This window comes from Colwellia sp. MT41 (assembly GCF_001444365.1).
In the GTDB taxonomy this organism is placed as follows: domain Bacteria; phylum Pseudomonadota; class Gammaproteobacteria; order Enterobacterales; family Alteromonadaceae; genus Colwellia; species Colwellia marinimaniae.
The window spans coordinates 3256617-3277771 of sequence record NZ_CP013145.1 but is presented as its reverse complement, the minus strand read 5'-3'; the positions used below and the strand labels follow the sequence as shown (position 1 = coordinate 3277771).

Below are 21155 nucleotides of genomic sequence, written 5' to 3'. Positions count from 1 at the left end.
TCTTATATTACTAAGTAATTCTGACGGGTGATTAGCAAAGTTGTTATACAAAATAGCTATAAATAGTAACGATAAAAGTAACATAGCGTACTTGTTAGCCGTATATTTACCCCCTTATTTGCGTTACAATGCGCGACTATTTGTCTTTTGCTGTTCAATGCCGTCAAAGACTACTAATTAAATTATTGCTTGAAGGTTTATGTTCGAAACAAACCCAATATTAACTAAATTAAAAGAAATCCGTGCCCGCGCTAATTCGCTTCGGGGGTACCTTTGACTACGATGTTAAAGCTGAACGTCTTGTTGAAGTTTCTCGCGAGTTAGAGCAACCAGAAATTTGGCATGATCCTGAGCGGGCTCAAGCCCTTGGTAAAGAACGTAGCGCCTTAGAAGAAGTCGTTAATACCATAGTAGAACTTGAAACTGGTTGTGAAGATATTGCCGACTTAGTTGAATTAGCGGTGGAAGAAAAAGATCAAGAAACGTTTGATGAAGCTATTACTGAAGCCGATGCTTTAGATGCCATTTTGGCTAAATTAGAATTTCGCCGGATGTTTTCGGGTGAGCAAGACATAAATAATTGTTATTTAGATATTCAATCTGGCTCGGGTGGCACTGAAGCGCAAGATTGGGCCGAAATGCTGATGCGCATGTATCTACGTTGGGGTGATGCACACGGCTATAAAACAGAAGTCGTAGAAGTTACTGACGGTGATGTTGCCGGCATTAAAGGTTGTACTATTAAGTACACCGGTGAATATGCTTATGGTTGGCTGCGCACTGAAACAGGTGTACATCGACTGGTACGAAAATCACCGTTTGATTCCTCTGGTCGTCGTCATACCTCATTTGCCTCAGCATTTATTTACCCTGAAATTGACGACAGCATTGAAATTGAGATTAATCCTGCTGATATACGTGTTGATACTTATCGTGCTTCGGGCGCAGGTGGTCAACATGTTAATAAAACTGACTCAGCGATTCGCATAACGCACATTCCATCCGGTGCAGTAGTACAATGTCAAAGTGATCGTTCGCAACACAAAAACCGTGCCACAGCGATGAAGCTATTAAAAGCCAAGCTGTATGAAATTGAAATACAAAAACAAAATGCCGATAAGCAAGTGCTTGAAGATGGTAAGTCTGATATCGGCTGGGGCAGTCAAATTCGCTCTTATGTTTTAGACGATAGCCGCATTAAAGATTTACGCACTGGTGTTGAGAATAGAAATACTCAAGCCGTGCTAGACGGTGATATAGACAAGTTTTTAGAAGCCAGCTTAAAGTCTGGTTTGTAGCAACGGTTTTCCCGGATATTGAAAACAGAAGCAGAATGAACCAAACAAGCCGTGCTAGACGGTGATATTGATAAGTTTTTAGCAGCCAGCTTAAAGTCTGGTTTGTAGCAACGCTTTTCCCGGATATTGAAAACAGAAGCAGAATGAACCAAACAAGCCGTGCTAGACGGTGATATAGACAAGTTTTTAGCAGCCAGTTTAAAGTCTGGTTTGTAGTATTAAGCTAACAATAAAAGCTAACCACAAATAATTAATTAAATTGAAAAAATTAAAGATAACTTTGAGAAACTAACATGACAGATAAAGCTAAAAGTACACCCGTAGCACAAGATGAAAATAAACTGATTGCTGAGCGTCGGGTAAAGCTTGAAAAAATTCGCTCTAATTGTTCCGCGAATGGTTTTCCTAACGATTTCAATCGTGAACATTTAGCGGCTGATATTCAAGCTGAACATGGTGAAAAAACCAAAGAAGAACTTGAAGAACTACAGCTTACTTATGCTATTGCCGGTCGTATTATGGCAAAACGCGGACCATTTTTAGTCATTCAAGACGTGTCAGGTCGTATTCAAGGTTATGCGGAAAAAACCGTACAGAAAGAAATAAGAGCTAAATGGGGCTCGTTAGATATTGGTGACATTATTGGTATTAGAGGAATTTTACATAAATCAGGTAAAGGCGATCTTTACGTGAATATGAATGAATACTCCTTGTTGACTAAATCACTGCGTCCATTACCTGAAAAATTTCATGGTTTGTCAGATCAAGAAACTAAATATCGTCAGCGTTATATTGATTTGATTATCAATGAAGAGACCCGTAATACCTTTAAAATGCGTTCAAAAATTATTTCAGGCATTCGACAGTTTTTAGTTGAACGTGATTTTATGGAAGTAGAAACGCCGATGCTACAAATCATACCTGGTGGCGCAACCGCTAAACCTTTTATGACCCATCACAATACCTTTGATCTTGATATGTATTTACGTATTGCCCCTGAGCTTAACTTAAAGCGTTTAGTGGTCGGTGGTTTTGAACGTGTATTTGAAATCAACCGTAGTTTCCGTAATGAAGGTATTTCAACCCGTCATAATCCTGAATTTACTATGATTGAATTTTATCAAGCGTATGCTGATTTCAATGATTTGATGAATTTAACCGAAGAAATGTTACGTACTGTTGCCCAAGATGTACTGGGTACAACGATGATTCGTAATACCGTTAAAAATTCTGATGGTGAAGTCATCGAAGAGAAATTTTACGATTTTGGCCAGCCATTTGTGCGTTTATCTATGGTCGACGCCATTTTAAAATACGGTAAAGAGCATCGCGCAGCTGAGCACCTTGATGAAGCCGCATTACGTGACCCGGAAAATAACTTTGCCGCGATTAAAGCCATGGCAAAAGCTGTGGGTGTTAAAGAAGGTGAGGCTGCTAAGTTATGGGGACCAGGCAAGTATATCTGTGAAATCTTTGAAGAAGTAGCAGAGCACTTATTGGATCAACCAACGTTCATTACCGAATACCCGTGGGAAGTTTCACCTCTTGCTCGTCGTAATGATAACAACTCATTTATTACCGACCGATTTGAATTCTTTGTTGGTGGTCGTGAAATAGCCAATGGGTTCTCAGAACTTAATGATGCTGAAGATCAAGCAGAGCGCTTTAAGAAACAAGTAGCAGAAAAAGATGCCGGCGATGATGAAGCTATGCATTATGATGCGGATTACATCATCGCCTTAGAATACGGTTTACCACCAACGGCCGGTGAAGGCATTGGTATTGATCGTTTAGTGATGTTGTTCACTGATTCACCAACCATTAAAGACGTGATTTTATTCCCACATATGCGCCCTGAAGCAGAGTAATAACGATGAGTTTATCTGTTAAAAGATAAAATTCAGTTAACGTAAAACTTAAAACCTGCTGTTTTTGCATTGTAAATGCTAAAACAGCAGGTTTTTTTTTAGCTGTTAATAAGCTATTAGAGTAAAATTTTGTACCAAGATAAAGAGTGCAATATCAATTGAATTTTACATTAAGTTAACAAGTTGATAGGGTAATGTTTATTGGCTTTTTATTACCGAACATTACAGCTTTCGGTTAAATTTAACCGTTTATTTGATAAAAATAGCCCGTTCGATAATAAGCTACTCTGTTATTTACCGTTTGTCCCCTTTTTTGACCGTTTATCATTTTTGAGCAAGGATGAATGTTTTTTTAAGTAAAATAGCGCTAAATAACGCTTCACTAATAATAACGCAAGGAATAATAATGTTAACAATAAAAAATTTATCCAAGACTTACGATAATGGAGTTAAAGCGATGGATAATATTACGCTGGAAATCCCGAAAGGCATGTTTGGTTTATTAGGCCCTAATGGTGCCGGTAAATCGTCATTAATGCGTACCATTGCTACCTTACAAGATGCTGATAGTGGCAGTATTACCTTTGATGGTATTGATGTTTTAAAAGACCCGCAAGCCTTACGCCAACGTTTGGGTTACTTGCCACAAGATTTTGGTGTTTATCCTCGTATTAGTGCTTATGAATTACTTGACCACCTGGCTATTTTAAAAGGTTTGAAAAACAAAGCAGAGCGTAAAGAAGTGGTAGAAGGTCTATTGGCACAAACGAACCTATATCAGCATAGAAAAAATGCCGTAAGTGGCTTCTCTGGTGGTATGCGCCAGCGTTTTGGTATTGCCCAAGCATTGCTTGGCGATCCTGACTTACTCATTGTAGATGAGCCGACCGCAGGTTTAGATCCAGAAGAGCGTAATCGTTTTCATAACTTATTAGTCGCCTTAGGTGAAGAAAAGGCCATTATATTATCAACACATATTGTTGAGGATGTTACCGAACTTTGCCCTAATATGGCGGTTTTAGCGTCAGGGAAAATTGTTTTACAAGGTAATCCCATCGAATTAACCAATAAACTCAATGGTCAAATCTGGCGTAAAGCGATTACGCAAGCCGATCTTGCCGCTATAGAAAAAGAATACAATGTTATTTCTAAGCGTTTATTTGCTGGGCAAACGGTTGTACATGTAATAGCAGAAAATGCCCCGTTCGGTTTTGAGGCTGCGCCGGTTAATTTAGAAGACGTTTATTTTTCTACATTAAATGAACATCGTGCAGCTACTCAATCCACTTCAACTCAGCCTGCTGCAGCACAGAAAAAAGTTGCTTAATTCAAGCAAAATAATGACAAGGAACTTATTATGTTAATGCAAATGTTTGCCTTTGAATGGCGCTACTTTACTCGACAGCCCTCTTTTTATGTTACTAGTTTGATTTTTTTCTTTCTGACCTTTTTTGCTACCATTAGTGAAAATATTCAGCTGGGTGGCGCTGGCAATGTTTTATATAACGGCCCTTTTGCTATTGCGCAAACCTTGTTGATCATGGGCTTGTTTGCCATGTTCTTAGTGGTAAATTTTGTTGCCAATACCGCAACCCGTAATGACAGCAGCAAGATGTCAGAGTTGCTTTATTCTAAACCGATAAACCCGCTTAGCTATCAACTAGGGCGTTTTTTAGGCTCTTTTGCCGTCGTTGCAACTGTTTTTGCTTTTGTGCCTTTAGGTATTTTAATCGGCACTTTATTGGGCGGTTTAGTTGGTTGGGTTGAGCCTGAGCGTTTAGGTGATACAAATTTAAGTTACTATTTTAGCGCGTATTTTTATCTATCTTTACCAACACTTTTGGTATTGTCGTGTTTCTTCTATGCTGTAGCTATTAAATTTCGTTCTATGATGGCGGTTTATCTCTCTGCCGTAGGCCTATTTGTTCTATATTCTGTCTCAGGGCAGCTTTTAGATGCACCAGAATACCGCACCATAGCCGCATTGCTTGATCCTTTTGCATTAAACTCTTTTGCTGAAATGACACGTTATTGGACCATGTTTGATAAGAATAATAGTGCCATTGAGTTAAGCGGCACCTTATTAGAAAACCGCTTACTGTGGTTGACTATTTCGGTATTTATACTAGCAGTCTTTGGTGGTTTTAGGTCTAAGGTAGGTTTATCTAGCGCTAAAGTAAAAAAAATCAGTAAAAAGGCACAGAAAAAAGCAGCACAGCAAACGTTAATGCAAAATGAAAAAATCCCTCAATTATTAAACAATAATATTGCCACTAAAAGTGTGGGTATTCAAACCGCCGCGCATTTGCGTTTACGTATTATATTTGAAATAAAACAAGTTGTATTCAGTGCAGCTTTTGTCGTACTTGCCTTAATTACTATGGTTATGCTTATCTCAATACTTATGAGTTCTCTAGGCAGCTATGGCACGCCTAACTGGCCATTAACGCAAACTATGGTTGAGTTTATCGCTGGCTCGACAAGTTTACTAATGATGATAGTACTGGCTTATTACAGTGCTGAAATTGTTTGGCGTGAACGTGATTCAGGTATGGGCGACATTGTTGATTCAATGCCGGTTCATAATATCACTTTTTGGTTATCGAAAATTATAGCTATTAGTTTGGTCTTAGCCTTACTTTATCTCTGTGGTATTGTGGTTACTGTACTTAATCAAGTATTGCAAGGTCATCAACACATTGAGTTATCGCAATATATTTTGCGCTTAGGTTACATCAATTTAGTGCCTTTTGTTTTCACCGCCGTTTTGGCCTTTTTCTTACAAGTGATTAGCTCAAATAAATATATTGGCATGTTGCTGTTTGTACTATTTATTATCAGTTCAATGACACTAAGCAGTTTAGGTTTTAGCCATAACATGTTTCAATTTGGCGCGGCACCACAAGTTTTGTATTCGGACATTAATGGTTATGGGCACTTTTTAACTAGTCATCATTGGTATATGTTTTATTGGAGCGGTTTAACGTTAGTCTTCGCCTGTTTAACTTATGCTTTATGGCATAGAGGGCCGGCGCAATCATTAAAAACTCGTGTTAAAAATATTTCTTATCACTTATCAACTTCAGGCAAAGCCATTATTACGCTAGGCTTAATTATTTTTATCGGTGCAGGCAGTGTTATTCACTACAATACCCGTGTCCTTAATGACTTTGTTATTGCCGATGATATCGATGATAACCGTGCCGCATATGAGCATAAGTACGTGGGCGAACTTAATGCGACTATTCCAACCATCACTAAAGTACATGCGAAAGTGGATATTTATCCAAGTAAACGCCGTATTGAAGCGGTAGCCGAATTAAGTTTAACCAATACTAGCGATCAGCCCATCACTAAATTTTTAGTAGCAAAACCTGACCATAGTAAACAATGGTCGGTGGAGATTGAAGGTGGGATTTTAGGTGAATTAGATGAAGAGTTTGATACAGCATGGTTTACTTTTACTGAGCCGCTATTGCCAGGTGAAGTACGTAAGGGCAAGTTAACGGTTACCCGTGTCCATCAAGGATTTAGTGAAAGCAATGGCGATTTTGCTTTAGTGCACAATGGTACTTTTATTGACAACTTAGCTTTATTTCCAAACTTTGGCTATCAACAGGGCTGGCAGTTAAGCGATCGCCATAAGCGTCGTCAGCATGATTTAGCGCCATTACAGCGCGCCAATAAACTCGAAGATAAACGGTTTTATAATGAAAGTAACCTTGGTAGTGGCATAGGTTTTATTGACTTTGAAGCGACCATTTCAACGGTAGCCGATCAATTTGCTATCGCGCCAGGTTACTTGCAAAGCGAAACGCTGCAAGATGGTCGCCGTACCTTTCATTATAAAATGGACGCGCCTATGGTGAACTATTACTCTTTTATGTCAGCAAAATTAAAGTCGAAAAAAGAGCAGTATAAAGGCATAGATATTGAGGTTTATTATCATAAAAATCACGCTATGAACGTTGATCGCATGATGGAATCAGTACGTGATTCGATTGATTATTTTAGTGAAAATTTTGGTCCTTATCAACACAAACAAATGCGTATAATCGAATACCCAGGTTATCGCAGTTTTGCGCAAAGTTTTGCTAATACCGTGCCTTTTTCTGAAAAAATGGGCTTTATTAAAGACTTACGCGATCCGAACAATATTGATATGGCTTATTATGTTACCGCACATGAAGTTGCCCATCAGTGGTGGGGACATCAAGTGGGCGCAGCTAATGTACAAGGCAGTGCGATTATCTCTGAAACCTTGTCGCAATATAGCGCGTTAATGGTGATGGAGAAAAAATACGGCCAGAATAACCTGCGTAAATTTTTAAAATACGAGTTAGATAAATACCTTAGCGGGCGCAGTAGTGAAACGTTAGCAGAAATGCCTTTATACCGTAGTGAGGGGCAGCAATATATTCATTATAACAAGGGCTCTATCGTCATGATGGCACTTAAAGACAGATTAGGTGAGCAGCGTTTAAATAACGCCTTACATAACTTCCTTAATGAATTTAAGTATCAAAGTACGCCGTATCCAACCACCTTAGATTTAATGGCTTACCTTAATCAAGATACTGATGCACAAGAAAAGCGCTTTATTAGCGACTTGTTTGAGCATATTAGTTTATATGATTTAAAAACTACCGATGTGCAAGTGGTTGCTGTTACTGATATTGAAGATACTTTTGATGTCACCTTAACCATTGAAGCAGCACTGATGCGCGCCGATGGTCAAGGCAAAGAAACCGAAGTTGATTTTAGTGATAAAATTGATATTGGTTTATTTAGCGCTGATCCTGATGATTTAACGGCACAAAATTTTGTTTTATATCTTGCTAAACATCAGATCAAAACAGGTACCAACAAAATAACAGTGCGAGTCAAAGGTAAGCCTAAATTTGCCGGTGTAGATCCTTTTATTCGCCTAGTGGATAGAGATAGTGCAGATAATATTTTCCGCTTGTAATTTACAATTGATTGAATATTAATTATAAACCAGTAAGGAGGCAACTCTTGCTGGTTTATTTTTATCGTTCCCGTAATCTTAGGCGAGCGGGATGAAAAATGTAGCGGTTTAAGTTGTTCATTAGATAATTTTCATCGCGGCTATACCCGCGTTATTGTTTTTAATTTATCAGTATCACAATGTTTACAGTCTATTTAACATTTCGGTGTTTATTAAATAAATAATAAATGCCTTCACCTCTATTTTTCTTGTGCGTTATTGCGTAAATTAGTGCTCTCATCATAAGGCAAAGACCTTCATCAATTATTATAAAAAATAATTTCGCAAAATATTTCGGGGAAAAGAATGGGTGTTTCAAGAGGCGGCTTTAGTTCGCGTTTCGGTTTTATTATGGCCGCGGCAGGCTCTGCTGTTGGCTTAGGTAATATTTGGGGCTTTCCCACGCAAACAGCAAGCAATGGTGGTGCTGCCTTTGTTTTAGTGTACTTAGTGTTAGCATTTTGTTTAGCTTACCCTGCCTTTATGGCTGAGTTGTTAATTGGTCGTTATGGTCAAGCTAATGCGGTAACCAGTATGCAAAAAATGTCACGTAATTTATGGCAAAAACGTTTTGCCTTTGTTATCGGATTTGGTGGCATTATTTGCGCGGCACTTATTTTAAGTTTTTATGGTATTTTAGCTGGCTGGATGATGGCCTATGCAATTGAACCCATCAGCCAATTACTTGGTTTTCAGCAAGCCGCAAGTTGGTTAACGGTACAATCAGTGCCTCGAGACTTAATATTCAGCGCATTATTTATGATGTTAACCATAGGGATAATTCGCCGTGGTGTTGAGCAGGGTATTGAAAAGTGGTCAAAACGTTTGATGCCAATGTTAATCGGTTTGCTTATTTTATTGATCATCTATGTCTTTACCTTAGATGGTGCTCGCGAGGGCTTTAATGCCTACTTAAATCCAGATTTTTCTCGAGTGTTGGAACCTGATCTTTTAATTAGTGCCTTAGGGCAAGCATTTTTCTCTTTGTCACTGGGTACTAGCGTGATGATTATTTACGGCTCTTATATTGCTAAAAAAGAGAACTTAGTGACACTTGCTGCCCAAGTCACTTTAATTGATGTCTCTATTGCCTTTTTAGCAGGCTTATTAATTATCCCTGCTATGTATGTTGCACAGGCGCAAGGGGTGGCAATTTTTGCCGAGGATGGCAGTTTAATATCGGGTCCTAACTTAGTCTTTGATGTATTACCTAGCTTATTTACTGGTATGGGTGATATTGGTGTATTTGTCGCTTTTGCCTTTTTTGTTTTAATGTCTATAGCGGCATTAACGTCATCAATTTCTATGTTAGAGGGGCCAGTATCTTTTGTGGTTGAACGTCATAATATTGAACGTAAAAAAGCCACTACAGTAATAGGTATCAGTATTTTACTGTTAAGCGCAATAATCGTGGTAAATTTTGACTTGTTATTTGGTTTGGTGATCAATGTTTCTACGGTATACGGTCAACCTATTATTGCCATGTTATGTTGTATTTTTGTTGGTTGGATTTGGTATAGAAATGAAATTTTAGCGGAAATCAAGCAAGGTAATGAAGATGTCGAGCACAGTTTCTTCTGGAAAATCTGGCCTTGGTATACCAAGTTTGTCTGTCCGACAGCGATTGGTCTAGTTTTTTGGCACTCTTTATAGAAAATTGCGCGATTAGTTTATATTCAAGATAAGCCGCCTACGATTTATTGATAACCTGTAGGCGGGAACTTGTTCGCGCTAAAGCCTTGGCCAGTTTAACTGCCAAGGTTTTTTTATTGCCGCTAATTGCTCATTAACGTGTTCTGTTAAGAAGTACTCACCACTGCTGGGCATGCTAATAAACTCGAAGTCTTCGCCTAAATAGCTAAACTTGAGCGCATAGGCATGTAAATAGCCTTGGTGCTTTTGTTACTTACGATGAGTTCGTTTGTCCGACCGCGATTGGTCTAGTTTTTTGGCATTCGTTATAGAAAATTGCGCGATTAGTTTATATTCAAGATAAGCCGCCTACGATTTATTGATAACCTGTAGGCGGGAACTTGTTCGCGCTAAAGCCTTGGCCAGTTTAACTGCCAGGGTTTTTTTATTGCCGCTAATTGCTCATTAACTGCTGGGCTTAGGTAAAACTCGCCTTTTGTCGGTAGCGAAGTAAACTCGAAGTCTTCGCCTAAATAGCTAAACTTGAGCGCATAGGCATGTAAATAGCCACGGTCTGCTGATGATGCGCTGTAATAAAGCGGATCGCCAACAATGGGCGCACCTATACTAGCAAGGGCGACACGTAATTGGTGGGTTTTACCTGAATGAGGCTTAAGCAGGTATAACCTTTGTTGGTTGACCATACTATAAGAGAAAAATTGGGTAATGGCAGGGTTTTTCATGGTGCGTAATAGCTTGAACATACCGCGCCGGCTTTTTGCCATATCACCTTTAATTAAGCCCTGTTTTTTACTGGGTTTTTTGTCGCTAATGGCTAGGTAATATTTTTCAATATCGTGGTCATTAAAAAGCCGACCAAAGGTTTGTGCACAGGCTAGGTTTTTTGCAAAGATAACCAGCCCTGAAGTCATTTTATCGAGTCGATGTACGGGATAGAGATCTGCATTTTTATTTTGCTTTTTTAACTGGCTCTTTACCCGAGAAAAAAGCCCTGAGCCAAGTTCGCCTTCATCATGAAAGTTGCTGCCAGGGTCTTTATCAACAACAATAAAATCATGATGTTCTGCAATAGTTTGATACATTTAAATAGCCCCTTGGTGATTATGTTTGCTATGATAATTCAAACTCTTAGATTTTACTCTTTTTACAGGATGTTATTTTGCGACAATCTTTTCAAAACCACTTTTCTGCCCAAATACTAGATAAATTTAAATCTACATTTAAAGTCACGGCAATAGCCGCTAGCACAGCATTATTATTTGCTTGTAGTAGCCAAGAAACGACCACTTTACCCGCGGGTGTTAGTTTGGTTGAAACGGTAATTGCTCAGCAAGATGTTATTAATATTCCTTTTAAAAAATATAAGTTAGCCAATGGTTTAACGGTAATTTTACACCAAGATAATTCAGATCCTTTAGTGCATGTTGATGTCACCTACCATGTCGGCTCAGCACGTGAGCAACTAGGTAAGTCAGGTTTTGCTCATTTCTTTGAGCATATGATGTTTCAAGGTTCACAAAATGTTGCCGATGAGCAGCATTTTAAAGTGGTTACACAAAGTGGTGGCGACCTAAATGGTACAACTAACTCGGATCGTACCAACTATTTTGAAACCGTACCGAAAAACCAATTAGAAAAAATGTTATGGCTTGAGTCTGACCGTATGGGTTTTTTACTTGAAGCCATCACGCCAGAAAAATTTGAGATACAACGTGCGACGGTAAAAAATGAGCGTGGCCAAAATGTTGATAATCGTCCCTATGGCCGATTAAATGAAACCATAAATCAAATGATTTTCCCACGCGAACATCCTTATTCATGGCCGGTCATTGGTTATATGTCTGATCTTGACCGTGGCACAGTAAGCGATTTAAAAGAGTTTTTCTCTCGTTGGTACGGACCTAATAATGCGGTACTGACTATCGGTGGTGATATCGATGAAGCACAAACCCTTGCTTGGGTGAATAAATATTTTGGCGGACTAAATGCCGGCCCCGCAGTAGAAAATATTGCAAAAACATCAGTAACACTGAGTGAAAATCGTTATTACTCTTTTACCGATAATGTCTCTTTACCATTACTTTATATTAGTTTTCCCACCGTTTATGGTATGCATGAAGATGAACCAGCCTTGGATGTCTTAGCCAATATATTAGGCAACGGGCCAACGTCACTACTTTATAAAAACTTAGTAAAATCTGGCATTGCTGTGCAAGCAGGGGCAAGCCACCCATGTCGTGAACTAGCTTGTCAAATGAGCTTTTTTGCTCTACCAAATCCACAACAAGGTTTATCATTGGCAAAAATTGAGCAAGTGATTAATGATACTCTGCTTGAGTTTGAACAACGTGGTGTTAATGCCGATGATTTATTAAAAACCAAAGTGGGTATTGAAACCGGTACTATTTATGGCTTGCAAAGTGTTTCTGGTAAAGTCTCTAACTTAGCGCATTATCAAACTATGTTAGGTGATGCTAATTACACCGCGCAGCAAGTCGATCGTTATAATAATGTAAGCAAAGCCGATGTCATGCGAGTCTTTAAAAAGTATATCCAGGGTAAAGGTGCCGCGATATTGTCGATAGTGCCACATGGGCAAGAAAAGCTAATCGCGAAAACAAACAACTTTACTCTGCCTGATGTCAGTAAACCACCAACGCTGGCTCAACTTGATACAGCACTGATGAAAAACACCAGTGACTTTGATCGTAGTGTTATGCCAACATCTGGCCCTAATCCACAAATTACCGTCCCCACTTTATGGCGGGAAACGTTTGCTAATGGCATTGAAATCATAGCCACTAAAAACAGTGAAACACCCACCGTTAGTTTGTTATTAAGCCTTGATGGCGGTGTCTTACTTGATTCAGTCGACAAAGCCGGCTTAGCCAGCTTAACAGCTAGTTTGATGAATGAGGGCACAACGGTACGCAGCAAAGAAGAGCTATCGAATGAACTGGCAAAACTTGGTAGTGATATTTCTATTGGTGCAAGCGGACGTAATACCTATATTAAAGTTAATAGCTTGGTGAAAAATCTTGATGCGACTCTAGCGTTAATGAATGAAATGATGTTTAAACCTGCTTTTGCGCAAGCTGATTTTGATAGAGTTAAAAATCAGTTAATACAAGGCTTACGACAAGGTAATAAAGATGCGCGTACTCTAGCCAGTAGAGCATTAAAGCAAGTCACTTACGGCAAAGATAATCGTTTTGGCTTAGCTGACAGCGGTACCATAACGACAGTATCAGCGATATCTCTTGAAGATATTAAAGGCTTCTATCAAACATATTTTTCTCCGGCTAAGGCGAGCCTAGTGGTTGTGGGTGATATTGATAAAGCTGACTTGTTAGCGAAATTGACTACGTTGCAAGCTTGGCAGGGTAAAGATTACACCATAGTTGGTGATTATCAATTCCCCGCAGTGACACCAAACAAATTATATTTTGTTGATTTACCAGATGCCAGCCAATCTGTGATCAAGCTCTCACGTAGAGCGATGACTTATGATGCAACCGGTGAATACTTTAAAGCAACGTTAATGAATTACCCCTTAGGTAGCGCTTTTAATAGCCGTATCAATTTAAATTTACGTGAAGATAAAGGTTATACCTATGGCGCCTCAAGTTACTTCTCAGCCGGTAAAACGCTTGGCAGCTTCAGTGCTGGTGCTAGTGTTAAAAAAGAGCATACTTATGATGCTATGATTGAAATTGAACAGGAACTTAAAAACTACCAACAACATGGTTTAACGGCAGATGAAGTTACCTTTATGCGTCAAGCTATTTCACAAAACGAAGCCTTAAGCTTTGAAACACCGAGTCAAAAAAGCGGCTTCTTAAGACAATTGTTACAATTTAACTTACCGGTTAATTATGGTGAGCAACAAGGTGAAATTATCAATAACATCACCCTTAAGCAATTAAATGCTATTGCAGCAAAAGAATTGGCAAAACCTATGCAATGGATTGTCGTTGGCGACGGTCAAGTAGTTAGGGCGCAATTAGAAGCACTTAATATTGAAGTGGTTGAACTGGAATTGGCCAAATAATATCAGTCCGCATAAAAAATAAAGCGGAATATATATAACATAGGTATTGAAAATCATTCAAAGACCCCTTATTTATATCGTATTAATAAGGGGTTTTTTTTTATACCTCTTACTCGCTAAATGCTAAATTAAGCTAACGGTTAACCTACGTGGCTGACTGGTATAGATAGGAATTATTTTGACACTCTCATTAACTGATTATATTGGCGCTTTTAGCCAAAGTGAAAATTTGGCTGCTGTTGCAGGTATTGGTCGCGGTATAGAGCGAGAGGCATTGCGAATATTGCCCGAAGGAAAGTTATCAGAGCATGGTCATTATCACCAACTTGGTTCAGCGCTAACTCATGGACAGATAACCACAGACTATTCAGAGACGTTACTTGAATTTATTACCCCAGTAAGTCACTCCCCCGAGCAAGCGATAGCTCAACTACAAGATATTCAAAAGTACACCTTTGATAATATTGACGGTGAACTGCTGTGGCCAATGAGCATGCCATGCTTTGTTAACGATGCTGAAAAAATACCACTAGCTCAGTATGGTAGCTCTAACATTGGTAAAATGAAGACTGTTTATCGTCAAGGTCTGAAAAATCGCTATGGCTCTATGATGCAAGTCATCTCAGGAATTCATTTTAATTTCTCATTTTCACAAGACTTCTGGCAGGTGCAACATAAGCTACATCAGACTGCAAAAATAGAGTCAGCAGCAGGTACGCCCTTACCACTAGATGATTTTATTTCCGATCGCTATTTTTCCATCTTAAGAAATTACAAACGCTTTTGCTGGTTGATCCCCTATTTATACGGTAGCTCGCCGGCAATATGTGGCTCTTTTTTACAAGGTAAAGAGCATAATTTACCTTTTAAAAAGACAGCTTTTGGTACGCTTTATCTTGAGTACGCGACCTCCTTACGCATGAGTGATTTAGGTTATACCAGCGCTGAGCAATCGACCTTGAAAATTTGTTATAACAATTTGGCGGATTATGTTGCGGGTGTGCAACAAGCGATTAAATTAAAGTCGAAAGACTTTGCTGGCATTGGTGTTAAGGTTAATGGTCAATATCAGCAGTTGAACGACAATGTACTACAAATTGAAAATGAGCTCTATGCGCCTATTCGTCCCAAACGTGTCGCTAAATCTGGAGAGAAACCATCCGTTGCGTTAGGTGAACGTGGTGTCGAGTATATAGAAGTACGAGCACTTGATGTTAATCCTCTTTCAGATACTGGTATTAGCCTTGAGCAAGTGTATTTTTTAGATATATTCCTTACTTTTTGTGCTTTTGTCGATAATAAAGAGTTTGATTGTTCGGCACAAAAAATTCATGAGTCGAATATGAATGACGTGGTATTACGCGGTAGAGACCCTGAGTTATTATTGTCTGATACCAATAAGCAGGGAGACGTTGTCCTAAAATCGGTTACTTCTTGGGGTAATGAGATATTTGAGCAGCTGAAACTTGTGGCCGAGCTGTTAGATAAAGCTTACCAAACCAGTAATTACAGTGCCGCTATTGTTCGTGAGCAAGCTAAAATTAATGATGCCAATTTAACGCCTTCGGCACAGATATTAACGGCTATTCAAGAGCAGTCTTTGTCTCAGTATGCTTTAGATAAAGCTAGTAAATATCGACAGCAGGCAAAAGAACGGGATTACCAATTTTATAGTCAGGAATTTTTTGACGCAAGTGTACCTGCATCTCATCAAGCGCAAGCGGATATAGAGGCCGCAGATGTACTAAATTTCGATGATTTTTTAGCTGACTATTTCGCCTAAAAGCCACGGGCAAGAGGTTAGGTGCATAATTGCTAGGTAAAGTAGAATAGTAATTGAGAGATAAAAAAAGCGCGTCAAGGCGACGCGCTGGTTATCTAAGTAAACAATACTTAAATCAAATGAAAGCAATCCAGGGAAGAATGTTTCAATTAGTAAGACGTGATAAAAGTTGATAAGTTCATTTATTTCAAAATAAATTATCCGTTAATGCCTTTATTATCAAATTATACTCTATGGCATCAATATTCATCCCTTAGCAGATGCCTCTCTTTATAGTTCTAATAGATAAAACTATGCCTCAGTACTGGCTAAATAGTTCGCTGATAAAACTTTAAAGATGGAAGCTCACTAATAAAAGCTGGCATAACATAGTTGTTATTCTGTCTCTTAATTTTAATCAAAAAAAAACGCCCAACTAAAAGTAGAGGGCGTATAAAACATGAAACACTAAGGGAATAACATAACTGTTAAGTAAGAGTGTGGTATTAATGTTTAGTTCAAATTATTTATCTTTATTTAACATTATTTCATAAATTAATTTTAAGCTAATAAATTTACTCGCAATAACTGCCATTGCTTTAGTGATTCTGGCATTATGAACAGTATATTTTCATAATTGTTATTTGTATATGCCTTCATGTAAAACGACCTTAGTTATCGCCGCAAGTGTTTTATTGCTCGCAAGTTGTGCCACCCCACCACCGAAAAACCCTGAGAATATATGTGAAATATTTCGTGAACATCGCGATTGGTATTTTGCTGCTAAAGATACCCGTGAACGTTGGGGCGTACCTATCCATGTACCTATGAGTATGATGTATCAAGAAAGCTCATTTCGTCACGATGCTTTGCCACCAAGAGACTATTTGTTAGGTTTTATCCCCTGGGGTAGGGTAAGTACTGCCTATGGGTATTCGCAAGCTAAAACGATGACTTGGAAAGACTATATGCGTGAGACAGGTAACTCAGGAGCAGATCGAGATGATTTTGATGACGCGATTGATTTTATGGGCTGGTTTATTTTTAAAACCCAAAAGGTGAATCGGGTTTCTAAGTGGGACGCATATAGCCAGTACTTAAATTACCACGAGGGTTGGGGGGGCTTTAAGCATAAAAGTTATAAGAAAAAACCTTGGTTAGTGAAAGTCGCACGTAAAGTGGATAACCGAGCTAGACGTTACAGTAGTCAATTAAAGAGTTGTGAAAAAGACCTAGATCATGGTTGGTTGTGGCGATTATTCTTTGATTAATCCAGCCATTACATGAAAGTCAGTATGATAGTCTTTAACCAGTCATTTTGTGTAAATGATAATAGTTACCCTGGGATAAAGCTTGTCCATTTGTTTTTTACATTATAAAACCAGCAAGCCTAGCTGTGATAATAGCTACAGCAATAGCCAGTGTTTTCATAAAATAAACAGAAAAAAAAGACTGCTTTTTTGTTAAATTTTTATTGAAATAACTAAATGCTGCTGCTGATAGGGTTGGCTATTGTTATCCACAGAAATTGTGGAGCGTTGAATAAGGTTATTCGAAAACCCTATTCTGTGGATAACTTTGTGATTAACTTTTTTCTGTTTAATTATTAATCTTCAGGGTTTTCATCAATATAATGTTCAGGCATTACCCGTACGGTTTTTATCTTATTGTCTGCAACATCAATGATCTCTACAGGGTAGCCAGAGATGCGTAAACTAATATTACTCTGTGGAATCTCTTCTAAGTATTCGAGAATCAAGCCATTAAGGGTTTTAGGACCATCTGTGGGCAATTTCCATGACATCTCTTTATTAATATCTCGGATACTCGCGCTACCATCGACTAAATAACTGCCATCAGGCTGCAAGTTAATTTCTTCACTGGTTGTTGGTGTCATGGTCGTAGTAAAGTCACCGACAATTTCTTCAAGAATATCTTCTAAAGTGACTAAACCTTGGATGTCGCCATATTCATCAACCACTAAACCCAAACGCTCTTTAGCACGTTGAAACTTTAATAATTGAATATTTAATGGTGTGCCTTCGGGAATAAAATATAATTCACGTACCGCTCTAAGTAATGTCGCCTTAGTAAATTGATTTTTTGATAAAAGCTTTAACGCATCTCGGGCATGTATATAACCGACCACATCATCTATGTTATCGCGATAAAGTAATACTCGAGTATGGTTTCCTTGAGTAAGTTGCTTTTGTATTTTTTTCCAATCAGCGTTAACATCTATCCCGACCAAATCACTGCGTGGGATCATGATATCTTCCACGACAACTTTTTCTAAGTCTAAAATACTGACCAACATATCTTGATCGCGTTTATGTAATAAAGCGCCAGATTCGTTTACTACGGTTTTTAATTCTTCACTACTGAGGCTATGTTGCTCTCTTTGGTCAGAATTTATGCCTAAAAGCATCAATATACCATTGGTTATCCAGTTTACTACTACCACCAGTGGGAAAAGTAATTTCAGTAATAAGCTTAAAATTATCGAACTAGGAAAGGCCACTTTTTCTGGGTACAGTGCGGCGAGTGTTTTAGGGGTAACCTCGGCAAAAATGAGGATCACAAAGGTTAACACTATAGTTGCAATCAAAATGCCCATATCACCAAATAAGCGTAAGCCTATTATGGTGGCAATAGCAGAAGCGGCAATGTTAACCAGGTTATTACCAATAAGAATTAATCCAATAAGGCGGTCTGGGCGAGCAAGTAATTTACTGACTCGCATAGCGCCTTTATGTTTTTGTTTTTCCAGGTGACGCAATCGATATCTGTTTAATGACATCATGCCGGTTTCTGAACCTGAAAAATAGGCCGATAAGAATATTAAGACGCCAAGAATGCTAAAGAGCATCTGGGTGGATATACTGTCCAAAAAGGGAATTTCCTCTATATAAAAGTAAAAGTTAAAAATAAAATGATTAGTGAATACGGCTAGCTTATACCAGCAATGTCATGGCGACAAGGGTAGGGATAAATAGTCGTTATTTATAAAATGAATTCTTTTACTAAGCGACTGCCAAAGTAAGCTAAGGTCAGTAAACCACTAGCACTGATCATTAACACTAATACTCGGTGACCACGCCAACCTTTTTGAAAGTGTCCCCATAGAATAAGGCTGTATGTAGCAAAGGCTAGTAATGATAGTACTGTTTTATGAGCATTTTTTTTCGCCAGAAAGTCATCGAGAAAAACAAAACCAATAACTTGACTTACAAATAGAATTACTGTGCCCAGGGTCAAAATGCTAAATAGTTGCTTCTCTACTTGCATAAGTGGTGGTAAATGAGCCACAGCGGTTAAGTTTTTTCTTTTTAGTTTTAAGTTAATATAGGTTACTTGGAACGCATATAAAGTAGCAATAATGAGTATACAATAAGCAATTAAGGCAAAACTGATATGGCTTAATAAAACGAATTTTTCTACCACCAAAGGAATGGATTCAATAGGCGGAAGAAAGAGTATGACTAACTGCCATAAACCGGTAAAGCCATAGACCACAGGTAGCAATAAATTGACTTTAAAGCGCAGCGCTACCAAGGTAACCACCACAGTGATAATTAAGCTGACTAAGGAAATTACATTGGGTAAATTAAAGTTGATACTGTCTTGGGAGAAAAATAATAAGCCATCATTAAAAGCATGAATTGCTATAGCAGCGGTAGCTAAACTTAATACTAAGGTGAGATTCGGTCCTTTAGGGTGAAATAATCGTGTGACGATTGCTAACGTCGCAAGTATATAAAGCAAAAAAGCTAAACTTGAACCTATAACCAAAAAATCCACTAACTAACCCCTAAAACGGCTGAACATATCCATTAAAAAATTGATTCTATCAGATTAAATCTTCTGCGCCATGTGATTCGTGTAAAGTATTGACTTAAATTAAAGAAAACCAAGGGGTATTTTATCAGTGCCTTAATGGATAAAAGATAATCAGTGAGTTCAGTCAAGTCATATATATTTCATTTTTATCCATACTAAATGACATGCAGGACTATCTGCTGTCGCATCTTAGCGATATTTGGGTATAATAGCAGCATTAACCTCACCCATATTTTGCTGTTAGAGTATTTCATGTTTGACAATCTTTCCGATCGCTTAAGTAAAACACTTAAAAACATTAGTGGCCGTGGCCGTTTAACCGAAGACAATATTAAAGATACCTTACGCGAAGTTCGTATGGCATTACTCGAAGCTGATGTCGCTTTGCCCGTCATTCGTGATTTTATTGCTAAAGTAAAAGAGCAAGCGGTTGGTACCGATGTTTCTAAAAGCCTTTCCCCAGGCCAAGTTTTTGTCAAAATTGTACAAAAAGAACTTGAAGCAGCCATGGGTGAAGTCAATGAAGGGCTTGACTTAAAAGCGGCGCCACCAGCCGTAATATTAATGGCGGGTCTGCAAGGCGCAGGTAAAACAACCTCCGTTGCTAAGTTGGCAAAATTTTTAACCGAACGAGAAAAGAAAAAAGTACTGGTGGTCAGTGTCGATGTCTATCGCCCAGCAGCCATAAAGCAACTTGAAACCTTAGCCAAAGAAATTGATGTTGCTTTTTTCCCTAGTGATGACAAACAAAAACCTATTGATATAGCTACTGCTGCTGTTGATCATGCGAAGAAAAACTTTTTCGATGTACTTATTGTCGATACCGCGGGTCGTTTACATATAGATAAAGACATGATGGCCGAGATTCAGCAGCTTCATGCCGCCATTAATCCGATAGAAACCCTCTTCACTGTTGATGCCATGACAGGTCAAGATGCGGCGAATACCGCCAAAGCCTTCAATGAAGCTTTACCGTTAACAGGTATTATCTTAACCAAAACCGATGGTGATGCCCGTGGTGGTGCAGCGCTTTCTATTCGTCATATTACCGGTAAACCTATTAAATTTATGGGCGTCGGTGAAAAAATTGAAGCGTTAGAGCCTTTCCATCCTGATCGTATTGCCTCGCGTATCTTGGGTATGGGTGATGTGCTCTCGCTGGTTGAAGAAATAGAGCACAAGGTTGATATAAAACAAGCCGAGAAATTAGCCAAAAAAGTCAAAAGCGGTAAGGGTTTTAACTTAGAAGACTTCCGTGACCAGCTCGTGCAAATGAAAAATATGGGCGGCATGATGGGCATGATGGATAAACTTCCAGGCATGGGCAATATGTCGGCTAAAATAAAAGATCAAATGGATGACAAGGTAACCGTGCGCATGGAAGCCATTATAAACTCTATGACACCGGGCGAGCGTGAACGTCCTGATGTTATTAAAGGCTCACGTAAACGTCGTATTGCGGCTGGATCGGGCACTCAAATTCAAGATGTGAATAAATTACTTAAGCAATTTACTCAAATGCAAAAAATGATGAAAAAAATGTCAGGCAAAGGCGGCATGAAAAAAATGATGCGCAGCATGCAGGGCATGATGCCACCAGGTGGCATGGGCGGCGGCGGTATGGGTGGTATGTTCGGCCGTTAATACACATTTTTTAAAATAAAAATGATGCACT

Annotated in this window: 12 protein-coding genes; 9 read left to right on the top strand and 3 right to left on the bottom strand. The window is 38.7% G+C overall.

The genetic code is table 11. The features are described from left to right. Nucleotides 1-199: 199 nt before the first annotated feature. From prfB to CMT41_RS13920, 5 genes are all read left to right on the top strand, one after another. Nucleotides 200-1298 (top strand): peptide chain release factor 2 gene (gene prfB, locus CMT41_RS13940; protein WP_143760094.1). Its coding sequence is split into 2 segments (ribosomal slippage): nucleotides 200-274 and nucleotides 276-1298, totalling 1098 coding nucleotides; the frame shifts between segments, so codons are not numbered across the junction. 293 nt (nucleotides 1299-1591) lie between these two features. Beyond that, nucleotides 1592-3166 (top strand): lysine--tRNA ligase, encoded by a 1575-nt coding sequence (gene lysS, locus CMT41_RS13935; protein WP_057181893.1) that lies wholly within the window; start codon nucleotides 1592-1594, stop codon nucleotides 3164-3166. Nucleotides 3167-3572: 406 nt separating this feature from the next. Next, the gene (locus CMT41_RS13930) at nucleotides 3573-4493 is read left to right on the top strand and encodes an ABC transporter ATP-binding protein (protein ID WP_058027615.1); all 921 of its coding nucleotides are present in this window, start codon (nucleotides 3573-3575) and stop codon (nucleotides 4491-4493) included. Between the two features lie 30 nt (nucleotides 4494-4523). After that, nucleotides 4524-8135: an ABC transporter permease/M1 family aminopeptidase gene (locus tag CMT41_RS13925; RefSeq protein ID WP_058027614.1), complete on the top strand. Its 3612-nt coding sequence runs from the start codon at nucleotides 4524-4526 to the stop codon at nucleotides 8133-8135. A 345-nt stretch (nucleotides 8136-8480) separates the two neighbouring features. Then, nucleotides 8481-9827, top strand: a complete 1347-nt coding sequence (locus CMT41_RS13920) for a sodium-dependent transporter (RefSeq protein WP_058027613.1) — start codon at nucleotides 8481-8483, stop codon at nucleotides 9825-9827. Between the two features lie 389 nt (nucleotides 9828-10216). Here CMT41_RS13920 and CMT41_RS13915 read toward each other — a convergent pair whose 3' ends face one another. Continuing rightward, a complete protein-coding gene (locus tag CMT41_RS13915; RefSeq protein WP_058027612.1) occupies nucleotides 10217-10909 on the bottom strand; it encodes a TIGR01621 family pseudouridine synthase in 693 nt (230 codons plus the stop codon). A gap of 113 nt (nucleotides 10910-11022) precedes the next feature. Between CMT41_RS13915 and CMT41_RS13910 the strand changes: the two genes are divergently transcribed. The 3 genes from CMT41_RS13910 (at nucleotide 11023) to CMT41_RS13900 (ending at nucleotide 16911) form a co-directional block, all read left to right on the top strand. Continuing rightward, nucleotides 11023-13878 carry a M16 family metallopeptidase gene (locus tag CMT41_RS13910; protein WP_058028238.1) on the top strand — a complete coding sequence of 952 codons (2856 nt, stop codon included), beginning with the start codon at nucleotides 11023-11025 and terminating at the stop codon, nucleotides 13876-13878. 178 nt (nucleotides 13879-14056) lie between these two features. After that, entirely contained in the window at nucleotides 14057-15661 is a 1605-nt protein-coding gene (gene gshA / locus CMT41_RS13905; RefSeq protein ID WP_083494298.1) for a glutamate--cysteine ligase, read from the top strand. Nucleotides 15662-16290: 629 nt separating this feature from the next. Next, nucleotides 16291-16911: a transglycosylase SLT domain-containing protein gene (locus tag CMT41_RS13900; RefSeq protein ID WP_057181886.1), complete on the top strand. Its 621-nt coding sequence runs from the start codon at nucleotides 16291-16293 to the stop codon at nucleotides 16909-16911. A 335-nt stretch (nucleotides 16912-17246) separates the two neighbouring features. Here the strand turns inward: CMT41_RS13900 and CMT41_RS13895 are convergent, their stop codons facing one another. Continuing rightward, nucleotides 17247-18530 carry an HlyC/CorC family transporter gene (locus tag CMT41_RS13895; protein ID WP_057181885.1) on the bottom strand — a complete coding sequence of 428 codons (1284 nt, stop codon included), beginning with the start codon at nucleotides 18528-18530 and terminating at the stop codon, nucleotides 17247-17249. 113 nt (nucleotides 18531-18643) lie between these two features. Then, nucleotides 18644-19441: a cytochrome C assembly family protein gene (locus CMT41_RS13890; RefSeq protein WP_057181884.1), complete on the bottom strand. Its 798-nt coding sequence runs from the start codon at nucleotides 19439-19441 to the stop codon at nucleotides 18644-18646. A gap of 291 nt (nucleotides 19442-19732) precedes the next feature. Here CMT41_RS13890 and ffh point away from each other — a divergent pair, with 291 nt between their 5' ends. Then, nucleotides 19733-21124, top strand: a complete 1392-nt coding sequence (gene ffh, locus CMT41_RS13885; protein WP_058027610.1) for a signal recognition particle protein — start codon at nucleotides 19733-19735, stop codon at nucleotides 21122-21124. The last annotated feature ends 31 nt before the right edge of the window (nucleotides 21125-21155 follow it).

Coding starts and splice junctions, on each gene's coding strand:
- lysS (WP_057181893.1), top strand. CDS start 1,592: ATGACAGATAAAGCTAAAAGTACACCCGTAGCACAAGATGAAAATAAA.
- CMT41_RS13930 (WP_058027615.1), top strand. CDS start 3,573: ATGTTAACAATAAAAAATTTATCCAAGACTTACGATAATGGAGTTAAA.
- CMT41_RS13925 (WP_058027614.1), top strand. CDS start 4,524: ATGTTAATGCAAATGTTTGCCTTTGAATGGCGCTACTTTACTCGACAG.
- CMT41_RS13920 (WP_058027613.1), top strand. CDS start 8,481: ATGGGTGTTTCAAGAGGCGGCTTTAGTTCGCGTTTCGGTTTTATTATG.
- CMT41_RS13915 (WP_058027612.1), bottom strand. CDS start 10,909: ATGTATCAAACTATTGCAGAACATCATGATTTTATTGTTGTTGATAAA.
- CMT41_RS13900 (WP_057181886.1), top strand. CDS start 16,291: ATGCCTTCATGTAAAACGACCTTAGTTATCGCCGCAAGTGTTTTATTG.
- ffh (WP_058027610.1), top strand. CDS start 19,733: ATGTTTGACAATCTTTCCGATCGCTTAAGTAAAACACTTAAAAACATT.